The organism is Achromobacter sp. DH1f (genome assembly GCF_000633435.1).
Lineage (GTDB): Bacteria > Pseudomonadota > Gammaproteobacteria > Burkholderiales > Burkholderiaceae_B > Achromobacter > Achromobacter deleyi.
On sequence record NZ_AYMF01000025.1, the window covers coordinates 114,083 to 130,269 of the forward strand.

At 69.2% G+C, this 16,187-nt stretch carries 11 protein-coding genes; 7 read left to right on the plus strand and 4 right to left on the minus strand.

From position 1 onward, the window contains the following. Positions 1-14: 14 nt before the first annotated feature. A complete protein-coding gene (locus tag U858_RS0121315) occupies positions 15-806 on the plus strand; it encodes a hypothetical protein (RefSeq protein ID WP_025139190.1) in 792 nt (263 codons plus the stop codon). On the opposite strand, the gene U858_RS0121320 is transcribed toward U858_RS0121315, so the two are convergent. After that, positions 800-4,732, minus strand: a complete 3,933-nt coding sequence (locus U858_RS0121320; RefSeq protein WP_025139191.1) for a sulfite reductase subunit alpha — start codon at positions 4,730-4,732, stop codon at positions 800-802. The two genes, U858_RS0121315 and U858_RS0121320, sit on opposite strands and share 7 nt — an antisense overlap. Positions 4,733-5,134: 402 nt before the next feature. Here U858_RS0121320 and nirB point away from each other — a divergent pair, with 402 nt between their 5' ends. Genes nirB through U858_RS0121335 form a run of 3 tightly spaced genes read left to right on the plus strand, consistent with a single transcriptional unit; the run spans position 5,135 to position 9,391 of the window. Beyond that, positions 5,135-7,708 (plus strand): nitrite reductase large subunit NirB, encoded by a 2,574-nt coding sequence (gene nirB, locus U858_RS0121325; RefSeq protein ID WP_025139192.1) that lies wholly within the window; start codon positions 5,135-5,137, stop codon positions 7,706-7,708. Further along, positions 7,708-8,121, plus strand: a complete 414-nt coding sequence (nirD, locus tag U858_RS0121330) for a nitrite reductase small subunit NirD (protein WP_025139193.1) — start codon at positions 7,708-7,710, stop codon at positions 8,119-8,121. The genes nirB and nirD overlap by 1 nt, the downstream gene beginning before the upstream one ends. 4 nt (positions 8,122-8,125) lie before the next feature. Further along, a complete protein-coding gene (locus tag U858_RS0121335) occupies positions 8,126-9,391 on the plus strand; it encodes a nitrate- and nitrite sensing domain-containing protein (RefSeq protein WP_025139194.1) in 1,266 nt (421 codons plus the stop codon). A gap of 58 nt (positions 9,392-9,449) precedes the next feature. Here U858_RS0121335 and U858_RS0121340 read toward each other — a convergent pair whose 3' ends face one another. Further along, positions 9,450-10,262 carry a metallophosphoesterase gene (locus U858_RS0121340; RefSeq protein ID WP_025139195.1) on the minus strand — a complete coding sequence of 271 codons (813 nt, stop codon included), beginning with the start codon at positions 10,260-10,262 and terminating at the stop codon, positions 9,450-9,452. A gap of 72 nt (positions 10,263-10,334) precedes the next feature. Between U858_RS0121340 and U858_RS0121345 the strand changes: the two genes are divergently transcribed. From U858_RS0121345 to U858_RS0121355, 3 genes are all read left to right on the plus strand, one after another. After that, the gene (locus tag U858_RS0121345; RefSeq protein WP_025139196.1) at positions 10,335-11,312 is read left to right on the plus strand and encodes a helix-turn-helix domain-containing GNAT family N-acetyltransferase; all 978 of its coding nucleotides are present in this window, start codon (positions 10,335-10,337) and stop codon (positions 11,310-11,312) included. A 155-nt stretch (positions 11,313-11,467) separates the two neighbouring features. Next, a complete protein-coding gene (locus U858_RS35975; protein WP_198529750.1) occupies positions 11,468-11,632 on the plus strand; it encodes a hypothetical protein in 165 nt (54 codons plus the stop codon). A gap of 40 nt (positions 11,633-11,672) precedes the next feature. Beyond that, entirely contained in the window at positions 11,673-13,913 is a 2,241-nt protein-coding gene (locus U858_RS0121355; protein WP_025139197.1) for a phosphocholine-specific phospholipase C, read from the plus strand. A gap of 1 nt (position 13,914) precedes the next feature. Here the strand turns inward: U858_RS0121355 and U858_RS0121360 are convergent, their stop codons facing one another. Together U858_RS0121360 and U858_RS0121365 are read right to left on the minus strand one after the other, a co-directional pair. After that, positions 13,915-15,327: a DUF2252 domain-containing protein gene (locus tag U858_RS0121360; protein WP_025139198.1), complete on the minus strand. Its 1,413-nt coding sequence runs from the start codon at positions 15,325-15,327 to the stop codon at positions 13,915-13,917. A gap of 171 nt (positions 15,328-15,498) precedes the next feature. Next, entirely contained in the window at positions 15,499-16,185 is a 687-nt protein-coding gene (locus tag U858_RS0121365) for a pentapeptide repeat-containing protein (protein ID WP_025139199.1), read from the minus strand. Positions 16,186-16,187: the final 2 nt, after the last annotated feature.

Below are 16,187 nucleotides of genomic sequence, written 5' to 3' on the forward strand. Positions count from 1 at the left end.
GAACAAGGACACGCATGCGCAATCTCGACTTCAGTTCCTGGCAAGCCGTGCTGTCCACCCTGTTGGGGCTGGCGGTCATCACCCTGATCGGGGTGGGGATCCGCCTGCTGGTCATGCAGACCATCCAGCAGCGCCGCGAACGCGAGAACCGCCAGATCAACGAGCGCCTGCGCACATTGATCGCGGCCTACAAGACGCTGGGCGGCTCGTTCACCGGCAACCTGGCGGTGGACCCGACCCATCTGCGCGACCTGCGCCGCGGCGCGCCCGTGGCGCAGGCGGACCTGGATGCCGACCCTGACGGGATCGACGCGCCCGGCGCCGACCTCTCGGGCGGTGATCTGCCTGGCGGCGAGCGCCGCAGACGCGTGCGCGACGCAGTCGAGGCCGCGCTGTCCGACATCATCCTGCTGGGCACCGAAGAACAGGTGCGGCTGGCGGCGCGCGCCGCGTCCGACCTGACGGCCGGACGCAGCATCCAGACCGCCGAACTGGTGATTTCGCTGCGCGACTTCATCCGGGGCGTGCTGGATCTGGAACCCGTGCCGGTGGGGCTTGAGATTCCCCGGCAGGGTCCGACCCGGCCCGCAGGCACGCGCGGCAAAAGCGAAGGCAATGCCCGCGGCGAGGCGCGCGGGGGCGGCAAGGGCGGCGGCGCAGGGGCCGGTGGCGGGGCCGCGGCGGGCATGGGCGTGGGGATGGGGCTGGGCGCCGGGCGCACGGCCGAGGCGTCGCACGAAGCCGTCAATCCCGTTGATCCCGTTGATCCCGTCGATCCGCTGGATCCCCACGGCGCGCGTCAGTAGACGTCCCGCACGTACCGTTTGTCCGTCGCCATCTGCGCCACATAGGCCGCGGCGGCATCGGCGTCCATGCCGCCCTGTGCCGCCACCACCTGCCGCAGCGCGGCGTCCACGTCCTTGGCCATGCGGCTGGCATCGCCGCACACGTAGAAGTGCGCGCCCGCGTCCAGCCAGGCCCACAGCTGCGCCCCGTGTTCGCGCATGCGGTCCTGCACGTAGACCTTGGCGGCCTGGTCGCGTGAAAATGCCAGGTCCAGCCGGGTTAGCAGGCCCTGGCCCTGCAACGCCTGCAATTCCTCGCGGTAGTAGAAATCGCTGGCCGCATGCTGCTCGCCGAAGAACAGCCAGTTGCGGCCCCGGTCGCCGCGCGCCTGGCGCTCTTGCAGAAACGCCCGAAACGGCGCGACGCCGGTGCCCGGGCCCACCATGATCATCGGCGTATCGCTGCCCTGCGGCGGGCGGAAGTGACGCGTGGGCTGCACGAAGACGGGCACATCCCCGTTGCCCGCGCGGTCGGCCAGGAAGGTGGACGACACCCCCTTGCGGGCACGCCGGCCGTTGTCGTAGCGCACCGCCGAGACGGTCAGGTGGACTTGCCCGGGATGCGCCTTGGGGCTGGACGAAATGGAATACAGCCGCGGCTGAAGGCGCTTGAGCACACTCAGCCATTCGTGGGCGGACAGCATTGCCGGGTAGGCATGCAGCACGTCGGCCAGCTGCTTGCCCCACAGCCATTGCTGCAGGTCCGCGCGATGCGCCGCGTCCAGCAACTGCCGCAGGCCCGCGTCGCGGGTGCGCTCGGCGATCAACGCCAGCGCGGCGGGCGCGGGCCGCGCAATCTCGTAATGCTGGGCCCAGGCCTGGGCCAGCGGTATGTCGCCAACGCCCGGCACGGTCACCAGGGTGTCGGGCGGCAGGCGGGTCTGCGCCAGCAGTTCCAGCACCAGTTCCGGGCAGTTTTCGGGCCACACGCCCAGCGCGTCGCCGGCCTCGTAGGCCAGGCCGGTCGCGCCGATATCCAGCGCGAAGGCGCGCGTGTCCTTGGCGCCGCCGGGGGTGTTCAGGCGCAGGTTCTGGACCAGGCGAGCCAGGGCGGGGCGGGTTCTGGAGGGGGCCGACGATGACGGCTCGGCGTTGCCCGGCGCGGCGGCAGAGGGCCAGGCATCCTCGGCCGCCAACGCGTCGGCCATGGCGTCAGGCAGCGCGGGATGCGCAGGCTGGCTGCCCTCTGCCGCGCGTATGGCGGCCACCACGTCGGCCAGCCAGGCCTCGGCCGGCGCCTGGAAGTCTGTATCGCAATCGACCCGCGCCAGCAGTGGCTGTGCGCCCAGCGCTTGCAGCCGCGCGTCCAGCTTGCGGCCGTGGCCGCAGAACGCGGCGTAGTTGCTGTCGCCCAGCGCCAGCACCGCGTAGCGCACCGACGCCAGCGACGGCGCATCGGCGCTTGAAAGCGCGCGCCACAGGTCCTGGCCGTTGTCCGGCGCGTCGCCATCGCCGAAGGTGCTGCTGATCAGCAGCAGGTAGGGGTTGCGCGTCAGCGCCTCTGCTGTCACATCGGCCATGCAGGCCGTGCGCAACTGAAAGCCGGCTTCGGCCAAGGCATTGGCATGGCTTTCCACCAGCGCTTCGGCGTTGCCGGTCTGCGAGGCCCACAGCAGCGTCACACGGGGGCGGGGGCCGACGATGTGGACGGCACCGACGGCCAACGCCTCGGTGTCGGCCAAGGCCGCGTCGGCCGCATCGCTCCGCGCGACGGCCTTGGGCTTGGCAGCCGCCACCCGGCACAGCGCCACCGCACAGCATTTCAGTTCGGGCTGCTGCGACACCGGGTCGATGGCGTCGTGGGTCACCGCGTTGATGCACAGGTCGTCGCCGTACACGTCGTTCCAGTGCATGGGGGCAAAGCACTGCCCTGGCTGCACCCGGTCGGTGATCGTGGCCGGCAGCACCGCGCGGCCACGGCGCGAACGCACTTCCACGCTGTCGCCCGCGCCGATGCCCAGGGCCTGGGCGTCGTCGGGGTGAATCTCGATGAACGGCCCGGGATTGAGCTTGTTCAGCATCGGCACCTTGCCCGTCTTGGTCAGCGTGTGCCACTGGTGCTGCACGCGTCCGGTGTTCAGCATCAAGGGGTACTCGGCATCGGGCAGTTCGGCCGGGTCGACGTGCGGCCGCGCGAAGAACTGCGCCCGGCCGTTGGCGGTGGCGAACGCCAGGCGCGGGCGCGTGCCGTCTGCGTCCTCGCGCAGCGTCTGGCTGACGCCATCGTTCAGGTAGCGGATCGGGTTGCGCGCGGGGCCGTCGGGGCGCGCACAGGGCCATTGCAGCGGGGTGTCGTGCAGCCGCGCATGGCTGGCGCCGCGCAGGTCGTAACCGGTGGCGGGGTTGAAGAAGCCGGTGATTTCCTCGAACACGTCGGCCGCGCTGGCATAGGTGAAGGCGTGGGCATAGCCCATCTCGCAGGCGATGTCGGCAATGAGGCGCCAGTCAGGCAGGGCATCGCCCGGGGGCGGCACGGCTTGCGGCATCAGCGTCAGGGTGCGTTCGGAATTGATCATCACGCCATCGGCCTCGGCCCACAGCGCGCCGGGCAGCAGGACGTCGGCGTAGCGGTTGGTCTCGGTGTCCAGGTAGGCGTCCTGCGTGATCACCAGTTCGGCCGCGCGCAGGCCCGCCACCACGGTCTGGCGGTTGGCGACGCTGGCCACGGGGTTGGTGCAGATGATCCAGCAGGCCTTGATCTCGCCCTGCGCCATGCGCTGGAACAGATCGATGGTGCCCTTGCCCAGGCGCGTGTGCAGCGTACCGGCCGGCACGCCCCAGCGCTGTTCGACAAAGGCGCGGTCGTCGGCGGACAGCACGGTGCGCTGGCCCGGCAGGCCCGGCCCCATGTAGCCCATCTCGCGTCCGCCCATGGCGTTGGGCTGGCCGGTCAACGAAAACGGGCCGCTGCCCGGACGGCAGATCGCGCCGGTGGCCAGGTGCAGGTTGCACAGCGCGTTGGTGTTCCAGGTGCCGTGGGTGCTCTGGTTCAGGCCCATGGTCCAGCAGCTCATCCATTCCCGCGCCGCGCCGATCCATTCGGCCGCCTGGCGCAGTTGCGCTGCGGGCAGGCCGGTGATGACCTCGACCCGCTCGGGGGCATAGTCCGCCAGGAAGGCGGGCATGGCGTCCCAGCCGTCGGTATGCGCGGCGATGAAGGCGGCGTCGGTCTGGTCGGCCTGGTGCAGCAGGTGCAGCAGGCCATTGAGCAGGGCCAGGTCGGTGCCGGGGCGGATGGCCAGGTGCAGCCCGGCCTTCTCGGCCGTGGCGGTGCGGCGCGGGTCCACCACGATCAGGCGCGCGCCGGCCTTCACGCGGTCCATCATGCGCAGGTACAGGATGGGATGGCAGTCGGCCATGTTGGCGCCGATGACCAGGAACAGGTCGGCGCGGTCGATGTCCTGATACGCGCCCGGCGGCCCGTCCGCACCCAATGACAGCTTGTAGCCGCTGCCGGCGCTGGCCATGCACAGACGCGAATTCGATTCGATATTGTTGGTGCCGATGAACCCCTTGGCCAGCTTGTTGGCCAGGTACTGCGCTTCGATCGACATCTGCCCCGACACATACAGCGACACCGCGTCCGGGCCATGGGTATCGATAAGGGCGCGCAGCCGCCGGGCGGTGTCCTGCACGGTCTCGCGCAGGGGGCGCGGCACCGGGTCCTGGCCGCGCTGCCATCGCGCATAGGCGTGTTCCAGCCGTCCCGACTGGCGCAGTGCCACGTGGGCCGACGCGCCTTTGGTGCACAGGCGGCCGGCGTTGCTGGGATGCTCGCGGTGGCCGGTGATCTTCACCACCTGTTCGCCTTCGACGTGCAGGGTCATGCCGCAGCCCACGCCGCAATAGGGGCAGACGGTATCCACGGTGCGCGGGTTGCCGCTCATGCTCGCTTCCAAAAAAAAGCGCCCTGCCGGTGCGGCCGCGGGGCCGGACGGGCAGGGCGCCATTGCCCTGGTGCCCGGCGTTGCCGGGTCGATACGGCATTCGATGCAAGTTCCATGCCAGTGGGGTTTCGCCTGGAGGCCCGGGCGCGGCCCGCGCAGGGCGGTGCGCGGCTGCACCGCGATGGTGCGTGAGCGCACCTTTTTGGGGGCGTGCGCAGCGGCATGCGCAGCGGCGCCGAGGGACCCAGGCGGGCGCCGTGCCGATGGCACGCTTATTGCTTTGAAACCCATACCGGGCCCGAGTCCGGCCAGACAACGCATGCAGTGCAGGCAACGGCGCCCGGACCCTCCAGTCCTGGGCGCCGTTTGTCTTTTCAAAACCCCAACGGCAGCCGACACACCATGAGCACAGCGACTTCCTCGAATTCCATGCAGACCCTGATCGTCATCGGCAACGGCATGGTCGGCCACCACTGCGTCGAGCAGCTGGTGGAACGCGGCGCGCTCGCGCGCTGGCGCATCGTGGTGTTCGGCGAAGAGACCCGCCGCGCCTACGACCGCGTGCATCTGTCGGAATACCTGGGTGGACGCGATGCCGAATCCATGGCGATGGGGGAGGCTGCTTTCTACGAACAGCCGGGCCTGACGCTGCGCCTGGGCACGCCGGTGCTGCGCATCGACCGCCAGCAGCGCCAGGTGGTCACGGCGAACGGCAGCCTTCACTACGACAAGCTGGTGCTGGCCACGGGCTCGTACCCGTTCGTGCCGCCGATCGCGGGCGCCGAGGGCGCCTCAAAGCTGGTCTACCGCACGCTGGACGACCTGGACCGCATCCGCGAGGCGGCCGATGGCGCGCGCCGTGGCGTGGTGGTGGGCGGCGGCCTGCTGGGGCTGGAAGCGGCCAACGCGCTGAAGTCGCTGGGGCTGGAGGCGCACGTGGTGGAATTCGCGCCGCGCCTGATGCCGGTGCAGCTGGATGAAGCCGGCGGCGCGGCGCTCAAGGCGCGCATCGAAGCGCTGGGCGTGGGCGTGCACCTGTCGCGCGCCACCCAGGAAATCAAGGACGGCACGCAGTACCGCTATCGCATGCGTTTTGCCGAAGGCGCGCCGCTGGAAACCGACCTGATCGTGTTCTCGGCCGGCATCCGGCCGCAGGATGCGCTGGCGCGCCACGCGGGCCTGGCGGTGGCCGAGCGCGGCGGCATCGCGGTGGACGGCCAGTGCCGCAGCAGCGACCCGCACATCTACGCCATCGGCGAATGCGCGGCGGTGAACGGCGCCATCTTCGGCCTGGTGGCGCCGGGCTACCAGATGGCGCGCACCGCGGCTGCGGACCTGTGCGGCGACGATGCCGCGGCCTTCCAGAGCGCCGACATGTCCACCAAGCTCAAGCTGCTGGGCGTGGACGTGGGCTCGATCGGCGATGCGCACGGCGTGACACCGGGTGCGCGCAGCTACCGCTATATCGACGAGGCCGGTGCGTCGTACCGCCGCCTGGTGGTGTCCGAAGACGGCAAGCGCGTGCTGGGCGCCGTGCTGGTGGGCGACAACAGCTACTACGACACGCTGCTGCAGTACGCGCAGAACGGCATCGCCCCGCCCAAGGACCCGGCCAGCCTGATCCTGCCCCAGGGCCAGGGCGCGCCCGCGCTGGGCGTGGATGCGTTGCCCCTGGCCGCCACCGTCTGTTCGTGCCACAACGTCAGCAAGGGCGCGATCTGCGACGCGCTGGATGCCGGCTGTTCGGACCTGGGCGGCGTCAAGGCCTGCACCAAGGCGGCCACCGGTTGCGGCGGCTGCTCGGCCCTGCTCAAGCAAGTGGTGGAACACGAGCTTGCGCGCCGCGGCGTGGCGGTGGACAAGAGCCTGTGCGAACACTTCGCCCATACCCGCCAGGAGCTGTACGCCATCGTGCGGGTGCAGGGCATCGAGTCGTTCGAGGAACTGCTGGCGCGCCACGGCCGCGGCCACGTCGGCTGCGACCTGTGCAAGCCGACGGTGGCGTCGATCCTGGCCTCGTGCTGGAACCGGCCGATCCAGGACCCGCACCTGGTGCCGCTGCAGGACACCAACGATACCTTCATGGCCAACATGCAGAAGAACGGCACCTATTCGGTGGTGCCGCGCATCCCGGGCGGCGAGGTCACGCCCGACGGCCTGATCGCCATCGGCGCCGTGGCCAAGAAGTACCAGCTGTACACCAAGATCACCGGCGGCCAGCGCATCGACCTGTTCGGTGCGCAACTGCACGAGCTGCCCGACATCTGGGCCGAGCTGATCGCCGCCGGCTTCGAAACCGGCCACGCCTACGGCAAGTCGACCCGCACCGTGAAGTCGTGCGTGGGCAGCACCTGGTGCCGCTACGGCGTGCAGGACAGCGTGGCCATGGCGCTGCGCATCGAAGACCGCTACAAGGGCCTGCGCGCGCCGCACAAGCTCAAGTTTGCCGTGTCCGGCTGCACCCGCGAATGCGCCGAGGCGCAAAGCAAGGACATCGGCGTCATCGCCACTGAAAACGGCTGGAACCTGTACGTGTGCGGCAACGGCGGCATGCGTCCGCGCCACGCCGAACTGTTCGCGCAGGACCTGGACGATGCCACCCTGATCCGCCACATCGACCGCCTGCTGATGTTCTACATCCGCACCGCCGACAAGCTGCAACGCACCTCGGTGTGGCGCGAGTCGCTCGAAGGCGGGCTGGACTACCTGAAAGCGGTCGTCATCGACGACAGCCTGGGCCTGGGCGCCGAACTCGAAGCGCAGATGCAGGCCGTGGTGGACCGCTACGAATGCGAATGGGCCAACGCCCTGTCCGACCCGGAAAAGCTCAAGCGCTTTCGCACCTTCGTCAACCGCGCGGGGGGCGATCCCGATATCCGCTTCGTGCAGGAACGCGGCCAGCCGCGCCCCGCGCCCATGGCGCCGGACGCCGCCGAGCGCCCACGTGTCATTCCCATCAACGAGGAGATCGCCTGATGCCCCCGCAAACCGCTGTCCGCGCGGCTGTGCCGACCCTTGGCACGTCCGCGGTGCCGACCCTTGACGCCGCCGCATGGAAACCCGCCTGCATGCGCCGCGACCTGGTCGCCCATTCCGGCGTGGTGGCGCTGGTCGATGGCTGCCAGGTGGCCGTGTTCTACCTGCCCGATGTCGATGGTCCGACGCTGTACGCCATCGACAACCGCGACCCGAAATCCGGCGCCAACGTGATCGGCCGCGGCATCGTGGGCCACCTGGGTGGCGAACTGGTGGTGGCCTCGCCGCTGTACAAGCAGCACTTTCGCCTGCGCGACGGCGCCTGCGTGGAATACCCCGACCAGTCGCTGCGCGCCTGGCCGGCGCGCTTCAACGGCGATGCGGTGGAAATCGCGCCGCCCGCGGCGGCGTGAAACGATGAGCGCCTACGCCATGCCCCCCACGCTGCGCTTTCTGCTTGCCGCCCGCCGCAGCGAACTGCACGGGCTGGAAACGCTGGCCAGCACCTGTGAGCTGGCCACGCGCGTCAGCAAGCTGGCGCACGTGCTGCAAAAGGAACGCGGCTGCTCCAACCTGTATCTGTGCGGCGGCCAGGATGCACTGCGCCAGACGCTGTCCGGATTGAGTTCGGACGCCTCTGCCGTGGAAGAAGAGGTGCGCCGCTTTCTCGACCGGCTGGAACCGGACGTGACCCGCAGCGCCGGCAAGGCGCGGCTGCTGAATTGCGTGGCCTACGCGCTGTACCGCCTGGACGAACTGCCGCGCCTGCGCGGCCGCATCCGCGACCGGCGGGTGGTGGCCGAGGAAGCCGGCGCGGCCTTCACGAAGTTGATCGCCAGCCTGTTCGCGCTGGTGTTCGAAGCCGCCGATTCGTCGCTGGACGCGGGCGTGACGCAGCTGCTGGTGGCGCTGTTGAACTTCATGCAGGGCAAGGAACTGTGCGGCCAGGAAAGGGCGCACGGCGTCATGGGCTACACCGCGGGCTTTTTCACCGAGCCGCAAAAGGCCCGCCTGCTGGAACTGGCCGACCTGCAAAAGCGCTGCTTCGACGGCTTTGCGCAATGCGCCGCGCCCGATGCCCTGGCGGCCTGGGAACAACTGGCGCCCGGCGCCGGCCAGGTGCAGCGCCTGCGCGACATGGCGCTGCGCACGTCGGACGCCGCCCGCGTGGACGCGGGCCTGGCCGAGGTGTGGTTCGGCGTCTGCACCGAACGCATCGACGCCATGCGCGCGGTGGAAAGCCTGCTGGCCGAAGCGCTGACGCTGCAATGCCACCGGCGTATCGTGGAAACCCGCGCCGAACTCGACAACCATCGCCTGCTGCTGAACCGCTTCGCCGATCAGGCGCGCGATGATGCGCCCGCCATGCTGTTCAAGCTGCAAGGCCGCATCCTGGACGTGCCGCCCGAAGACGGCGTGGGCGAGGAAATGGAACGGTCCATCCTGGACCTGATGCGCGAACAGGCGCTGCGCCTGCGGCAATCGGACGATGCGCTGGCGCTGGCGCGCGGCGCGCTGGAAGAGCGCAAGCGGGTGGAACGCGCCAAGTGGCTGCTGGTCAGCCGCTATGGCGTCAGCGAGCAGGCCGCGCACGACCGCTTGCAGCGCGCCGCGATGGACCAGCGGCGGTCGCTGGACGAGATCGCGCGGCAGGTGCTGATCGAGCTGGAGGCGACGTCTTGAACGGGTGAATCATCAGCCGCCGTATCGGCGCACGCCGGCGCCATTTGCTCCCGAGGCATCAGCGCCCCGGCACGTCCCACAACGCGTCCGGCAGGAAGCCTTCCTGTTCGCCCTTCTTGGCATAGCCCAGCGGATTGGCGATGACGCGGCAGCCGTCCTTCACGTAGTCCAGCGCGCAGTGCAGGTGGCCGTGCATCCACACGTCGGCCAGCGGCAAGAGCGCATCCAGTGCATTGCAGAATCCCGCCGTGCCGGGCGTGACGCCATAGCGCGGGTCGGCACTGGCCAGGGACGGCGCGAAGTGGGTGATGGCCAGCGTCGGGCCATCGAACGGCGTGCGCAGCGCGTCTTCCAGCCAGGCCTGACAGGCCAGGCCCTGCTCGCGCATCTGCTCGGCCATGAAGGGCGCGCCGTGGCGCCGCATCTGCGCCTTTTCCAGGTAGAAGTCCGCCGCGCGAAACGCCTTGCCGCGCTTGTTCAGCGCCTGCGTCAGCGTGTCGCCGGGGGCGGCCAGCGCGTCGAAGTCGGTCCAGAGCGTGGTGCCCACCAGCCGCACGCCGTCGATGACCCGGGTCTCGCGCTCCAGCCACTGGATGTCCAGCGCGTGGCACAGCGCCTGCAGGCGGTCATGGGTCTCGTCGAAATCCAGGTTGTCGTATTCGTGGTTGCCCGGCACATAGACCACCGGCGTCGGCCAGCCGTTGCGCGGCGAATAGGTGCCCAGGCCGAAGTCGTCAGTGGTCAGCCTGGACCGCTGCTGATAGGAACCGATGTCGCCCGCCAGCACCAGCAGGTCGGCCCCCGGGGTGGGGGACGCAACGAACGTGGGGTTGTTCTCCAGGTGCAGATCGGACAGCAATTGAATTTTCATGGGCCAGGGGCTTGTTTTGGTTGCGACGCGCAAGTATATTGGTTGCGACCCGCAACTTCAGGACGCGCCATCATGGATGTTATCGACTTTCCCGCCCGATCCCGTGACCAGACCATCCGCGACCTGCGGGAATTCTCCCGCAAGCTGGTGCGCGAGCTGGGTTTCATGCGCGCGTCGCTGGCCGACAGCGACCTGGCGCCGTCCGCCGTGCACGCCATCATCGAGATCGGCCTGCAACCCGGCATCCAGGCGCGCGACCTGGCGCTGATCCTGCGGCTGGACAAATCCAATACCAGCCGCCAGGTGGCCAAGCTGGAAGCCGCCGGCCTGGTCAGCCGCGAAACCGACAGCGGCGACGCCCGCGCCTCGCGCCTGTCGCTGACCCCGGCCGGGGTCGAGCTGCGCAAGCGCATCGACCAGTTCGCCACCGACCAGGTGTCCAAGGCGCTGCGCCAGCTGGCGCCGCACGACCAGGAAGCGCTGATCCGCTACCTGTCGCTGTATGCCGACGCGCTGGCCCGCGAGAACCCCAACACCCGCGCCGCCCAGGCCGCCGAGGCCATCGACGCGCAGATCCAGGCTGGCTACGCACCCGGCTGCATCGGCGACGTGGCCAGCCTGCATGCCCGCTACTACGCGCAAGCCGCCGGCTTCGGCGTGGTGTTCGAACGCCTGGTGGCTACCGGGCTGGCCGCCTTCGCCGAAGCGCTGCCCGCGCCCGGCAAGAACCTGTGGCGCTACACCGACGGCACCCGCACGCTGGCCTCGATCGCCATCGACAGCGATCCGGCCGCGCGCACCGCGCACCTGCGCTGGTTCATCGTCGACGAATCGCTGCGCGGCATGGGCGTGGGGCGTGCGTTGCTGGCGCGCGCGCTGCGTTTTGCCGACACGCTCGATGTTGACGAAACGTATCTGTGGACCTTCAAGGGCCTGGACGCCGCGCGGCACCTGTACGAGTCCGCCGGCTTCGTGCTGACCGACGAAGCCGAGGGCACGCAGTGGGGCGGTGTGGTGGTCGAGCAGCGCTTCAGCCGGCCCGCGCGCTGACGCATCTGGACACACTAAAGGGCCGCGCAAACGCGCCGCGGCCCGCTTGAACACGCCACCTTTCACGGCGCTGTCACTTCACGTTCCTAGACTCGCTGGGGTCTTGCCGGTACTGCCCGGCAAGGTCGGTCTCTCCCTTTCTGAAGAACCTCCCCATGCCCTCCAAGCGTCTTGCAAGAAGCCTTGCCGCGGTCCTGCTCGCGGCCGCCACGCTCACCGCCTGTGGCGGTGACGACTCCTCCGATGATGATCCCGCGCAGCCCACGCCGCCGGTGACCGAACAGCCCAAGCCCGCGCCCCAGCTGCGCTGCGCACCGTAAGCGGCGGTTGCGCCGTCCTCAACGATTCCGAGTACATTTGATGACTACCCGCCGCAATTTCCTGCAGACCGCCACGGGCGCGGGCTTCGCCGCCGCTGCCCTGGCCGCCTTTCCGCCCAGCATCCGCCGCGCCCTCGCCATCCCCGCCAACAATGCCACCGGCACCATCAAGGACGTCGAGCATGTGATCATCCTGATGCAGGAGAATCGCTCGTTCGACCACTACTTCGGTACGCTCAAGGGCGTGCGCGGCTTTGGCGACCGCATCACCATTCCGCTGGCCAATGGCCGCAAGGTCTGGCAGCAGCAGCGCAGCAACGGCGCCGTGCTGACGCCTTTCCACCTGGACGGCAGCGCCAACAACGCGCAGCGCGCCAACGGCACGCCGCATAGCTGGAACGACAGCCAGAACGCCTGGGACCACGGCCGCATGGCCAAGTGGCCCACGTACAAGACCGACATCTCGATGGGCTACTTCAAAGAGCGCGAGATTCCGTTCCAGTTCGCGCTGGCCAACGCCTTCACGCTGTGCGACGCCTATCACTGCGCGATGCACACCGGCACCGACGCCAACCGCTCGTTCCACCTGACCGGCACCAACGGCGCCACGGCCACCAACACCGCCTTCGTCAACAACGAATGGGACTGGATCGACGGCCTGCCGGCCGGCGTCAACAAGGGCTACACCTGGAAGACCTACGCCGAGCGCCTGGAAGCGGCCGGCGTCAGCTGGATCTCGTACCAGAACATGCCCGACGAATGGGGCGACAACATGTTGGGTGCGTTCCGCCAGTTCCGCCAGGCCAACATCGCCTCGGGCTTTCCGGTGTCCAGCGGCGGCTCGCCCGGTTCGCCGTACGCCAACACCGGCCAGGCGCTGCCGTACAAGGCCTACGATCCGGCCACCGACAACGCCGCCAATCCACTCTACAAGGGCATTGCCAACACGCTGCCGGGCACGGCGCCCGAGCAGTATCTGGATGCCTTCAAACGCGACATCCGCGAAGGCAAGCTGCCGCAGGTCTGCTGGATGAACGCGCCGTCGATCTATTGCGAACACCCCGACCCGTCCAGTCCGGTGCAGGGCGCCTGGTTCCTGCAAGAGGTGCTGGACGCGCTGACCGCCGTGCCCGATGTCTGGAGCAAGACGGTGCTGCTGATCAACTTCGACGAGAACGACGGCTACTTCGACCACGTGCCGTCGCCGTCCGCCCCGGCGCCCGCAGGCGGCGGCGCCTTTGCAGGCAAGACGACGCTGCCCGCGGCCGACATGGCGTTCGAATACTTCAACCACCCCGCGCCCACCGGCAGCACCAGCCAGCCCGCCCAGGACGGCCGCGTGTACGGCCCGGGCCCGCGCGTGCCGATGTACGTGATTTCGCCCTGGAGCCGCGGCGGCTGGGTGAGTTCGCAGGTGTTCGACCACACCTCGGTGCTGCGCTTCCTGGAGGCGCGCTTCGGCGTGGCCGAGCCCAACATCAGCCCGTTCCGCCGCGCCATCTGCGGCGACCTGACCAGCGCCTTCAATTTCAAGACGCCCAACACGGAATCGCTGCCGACCCTGGCCGGACGCGCCACCCGCAGCGCGGCGGACCAGCTGCGTACCGCGCAGGAAGCGCTGCCGCAGATGCCGTTGCCCACCGACATGCAGCTGCCGATCCAGGCCAGCGGCACGCGGCCGTCGCGCGCCTTGCCGTATGAGCTGCACACCAGCGCCCGCTGCGACGCGGCCGGCACGGTGCAGCTGGTGTTCGCCAACACCGGCACGCAGGGCGCAGTGTTCCACGTGTACGACCGTTACCACCTGGATCGCCTGCCGCGCCGTTATGCGGTCGAGCCGGGCAAGACCCTGGACGACACCTGGAACGCGCTGGCCGACAACCTGGGCATGTACGACCTGTGGGTGCTGGGCCCCAATGGCTACCTGCGCCATTTCAAGGGCGACACCAACCGCATCACGGACAGCGGCTCGTTGCCCGAGATCCGCGTCTGCTACGACATCGCCAATGGCGAGGTCTACACCGAACTGCTGAACACCGGCGGCAAGGCCTGCACCTTCACCATCACGCCGGTGGCGTACCGGCAGGACGGCCCCTGGCCGCAGTCGGTGCAGGGCGGCGGCAAGGCGTCGATGAACTGGGCGCTGGCCGCCAGCGGGCAGTGGTACGACTTCGCCGTCACGTGTTCCAGCGACCCGGCGTTCTATCGCCGTTTCGCCGGCCGCGTGGAGACCGGCGCGCACACGGTCAGCGATCCGGCCATGGGCGTGGTGGCGGCGTAACTCAAACGCGAAAGTCCGCCGCCATGTCCTCGTCGGTGCGCATGGGCAGCTTGCCCGCGCGGCATGCGTCCAGGAAGTGGCGGTAGTCTTTCTCGTTCTGCCGCGCATAGGCCTGGGCGTAGGCGACCAGCGCTTCGGCGAACTGGGTCGAGCGGCCCATGTAGGCCGCCAGTTCCACCGAGTGGCCGCTGGCCTTGGCATGCGCCCGGGCCAGCGCGCGGGCGCACATGCGGGCATAGCCGGTCAGGATCTTCTGATTGAAGCTCTCGACATCGGCCGACACCTTCATGTCGCGCAACTGGCGGAAGTAGTAGTAGCGTCCGCGCGGCCCCGTCGACCAGCCCAGGAAAATGTCGCTGGCGGCCTGCAGCAGGCGCTGGCCGGCCACCACGCGAAATCCCTCATGCCCCGGGTCCTTGCCGCGCGCATAGCGGTCGATGACCGACTGGCGGGCTTCCTTGGCCTGCAGGAACAGCGGGTTGCCCCAGCTGTCCACCATCAGCAGCACCAGGCAGACCGTGCCGACGCTGCCCACGCCCACCACTTTGAAGACCACATCCTGCAGGTGAAAGTGCATGAGCAGCGCGCGTCGGTCGGGCGCCAGGCTGTCCAGGTAGCCGGCATAGCATTTGGCCATCTTCTTTTTCCAGGCGGCGGTGTCGGGCCAGTGCTCGCCGGGGCCCAGCAGCGTGGCGGGGCCGGTGGGGTGAAACAGGGCGGGCGGCGCATCGCGGATGCGCCAACGGCCTTCGTCCTGCCAGGCCATCTTGCGCAGCATGCTTTCGTTGGTGCGGCCCGCGGCCTTTTCCATGGCGCGCTGGATCAGGCGGCGGCCTTCCTGCGTTTCGGCGTCCTGCAGCATGCGTTCGAAGGTCAGGCCTTCGTACCAGACGTCCAGCGTGCTGTTCTGCGCATATTCGGTCATGCGGCGCTGGTATTCGGCGGCGGCCGCCATGACGATGCCCGCGGTGTCGCCGCGGCCATACCCCATGTGCTGCGCCGCCACCGCCAGGCTGGCGGTCAGGCGCTTCACATCCCATTCCCAGGGGCCGGTGGCGGTTTCGTCGAAATCGTTCAGATCGAACAGCAGCTGCCGCTCGGGCGTGGCGAAGCCGCCGAAATTGAGCAGGTGCGCGTCGCCGCAGATGGGAATGGAAATGCCGGTGTGGGGCGTGCCGGCCAGGTCGTGCGCCTGCAGAATCGCGGCGCCGCGAAAGAAGGTGAACGGCGAGGCGGCCATGCGGCCGTAGCGCAGCGGGATCAGCGCCTTGACGCGTCCGGCGCTGTTGATGCGCAGCAGCTTGACCGGATCGCGGTCGACGTTGCCGATCGCCGCATGGGAAGAACGCCTGGCGTGTTCGCGGGCCTTGTGCCCATGGGACTTGCGCGCCTGGATGCTGTCTGTCTCGAGCATGGGGAATCTCCCGGGTCATACACAGAAGTCGACGGCTGGCCAGGGGCTGCGAATACGCAAGGGAGCGTTCCTGAACGTCGGCAGGCCCTGGTCGGGCAAGTGTACGGGGCCGGCGGCGGCTTGGCTATGCCCCCGCCACGGCGGGGCGTGAGGGCCGGCCTTGTCGCCGAGTCAGATCACGGTGATGCGCAGTTCGGCCAGCAGGGTGGCTGCCTGGGTCTTGGAAATGGCGGCGCCGGCCAGCCGGGCGGCCGCCGACAGGTCGATGCCGCCCAGATCGGCCTCGCGCAGGTCCGCGCCTTCGAAGCGCGCGTTCTTCAGCGTGGCGTTGCGCAGGCTGCCGCCGTGGAAGACCGTATCGCGAAAGTCGCAGCCGGTCAGGTCGGCATCGGAAAAATCCAGCTGGTGCAGCGCGGTCTTGCGAAACGAGATGCCGCGCACCAGCGCGCCGACCAGCAGGCATTCTTCCAGCGTCCAGCCCAGGCAGGCGATGCCGTCGAAGTCGGACCCCGTCAGCTTGCAGCCGCGAAAGCGGGCCGTGGCCAGGCGCGCGCGGCGCCAGTTGGAATTGTTCAGGTCGCAGCCGGAGAACACCGCATCGCTGGCGTCGGCCGAGGCGAATACGGCATGGCCGCCGCGGCAGCGCAGCCATTCGGTATCGGCCAGCGTGGCGCCCTGGAACGAGGCGTCGGCGATGGCGCAGGCGGTGAAGCGCGCGCCGCGCAGGTCCAGTCGGGAAAAGTCGGCGTCCTGGAAATCGCAGTCTTCGAAGACCAGGGGGCCTTCTTGTGCCTGTTCGATCAGCGCCTGCATTGCCTTGCGGTCCAGCGCCAGGCCCGTTATCGGGGGCTGCGTCATGC

Excerpts from the sequence above, each read along its gene's own strand:
- U858_RS0121315 (WP_025139190.1), top strand. The coding sequence starts at position 15 with ATGCGCAATCTCGACTTCAGTTCCTGGCAAGCCGTGCTGTCCACCCTG.
- U858_RS0121320 (WP_025139191.1), bottom strand. The coding sequence starts at position 4,732 with ATGAGCGGCAACCCGCGCACCGTGGATACCGTCTGCCCCTATTGCGGC.
- nirB (WP_025139192.1), top strand. The coding sequence starts at position 5,135 with ATGAGCACAGCGACTTCCTCGAATTCCATGCAGACCCTGATCGTCATC.
- nirD (WP_025139193.1), top strand. The coding sequence starts at position 7,708 with ATGCCCCCGCAAACCGCTGTCCGCGCGGCTGTGCCGACCCTTGGCACG.
- U858_RS0121335 (WP_025139194.1), top strand. The coding sequence starts at position 8,126 with ATGAGCGCCTACGCCATGCCCCCCACGCTGCGCTTTCTGCTTGCCGCC.
- U858_RS0121340 (WP_025139195.1), bottom strand. The coding sequence starts at position 10,262 with ATGAAAATTCAATTGCTGTCCGATCTGCACCTGGAGAACAACCCCACG.
- U858_RS0121345 (WP_025139196.1), top strand. The coding sequence starts at position 10,335 with ATGGATGTTATCGACTTTCCCGCCCGATCCCGTGACCAGACCATCCGC.
- U858_RS35975 (WP_198529750.1), top strand. The coding sequence starts at position 11,468 with ATGCCCTCCAAGCGTCTTGCAAGAAGCCTTGCCGCGGTCCTGCTCGCG.
- U858_RS0121355 (WP_025139197.1), top strand. The coding sequence starts at position 11,673 with ATGACTACCCGCCGCAATTTCCTGCAGACCGCCACGGGCGCGGGCTTC.
- U858_RS0121360 (WP_025139198.1), bottom strand. The coding sequence starts at position 15,327 with ATGCTCGAGACAGACAGCATCCAGGCGCGCAAGTCCCATGGGCACAAG.
- U858_RS0121365 (WP_025139199.1), bottom strand. The coding sequence starts at position 16,185 with ATGACGCAGCCCCCGATAACGGGCCTGGCGCTGGACCGCAAGGCAATG.